Origin of the sequence: Pseudomonas sp. SIMBA_067 (assembly GCF_046534675.1) — a bacterium.
In the GTDB taxonomy this organism is placed as follows: domain Bacteria; phylum Pseudomonadota; class Gammaproteobacteria; order Pseudomonadales; family Pseudomonadaceae; genus Aquipseudomonas; species Aquipseudomonas putida.
Genome location: NZ_JAWRYH010000049.1, coordinates 1 through 481 on the forward strand (window position 1 = coordinate 1; position 481 = coordinate 481).

At 55.9% G+C, this 481-nt stretch carries 1 protein-coding gene; it reads right to left on the minus strand.

Going from position 1 to position 481, the window contains the following annotated elements; all coding sequences use genetic code 11:
- Positions 1-260 precede the first annotated feature (260 nt).
- A complete protein-coding gene (locus tag SB765_RS28010; RefSeq protein WP_000165985.1) occupies positions 261-452 on the minus strand; it encodes a Rop family plasmid primer RNA-binding protein in 192 nt (63 codons plus the stop codon).
- Between the last annotated feature and the right edge of the window lie 29 nt (positions 453-481).

Genomic DNA, 481 nt, shown 5'->3' on the forward strand with positions numbered 1-481 from the left:
GCGAGGAAGCGGAAGAGCGCCTGATGCGGTATTTTCTCCTTACGCATCTGTGCGGTATTTCACACCGCAATGGTGCACTCTCAGTACAATCTGCTCTGATGCCGCATAGTTAAGCCAGTATACACTCCGCTATCGCTACGTGACTGGGTCATGGCTGCGCCCCGACACCCGCCAACACCCGCTGACGCGCCCTGACGGGCTTGTCTGCTCCCGGCATCCGCTTACAGACAAGCTGTGACCGTCTCCGGGAGCTGCATGTGTCAGAGGTTTTCACCGTCATCACCGAAACGCGCGAGGCAGCTGCGGTAAAGCTCATCAGCGTGGTCGTGAAGCGATTCACAGATGTCTGCCTGTTCATCCGCGTCCAGCTCGTTGAGTTTCTCCAGAAGCGTTAATGTCTGGCTTCTGATAAAGCGGGCCATGTTAAGGGCGGTTTTTTCCTGTTTGGTCACTGATGCCTCCGTGTAAGGGGGATTTCTGT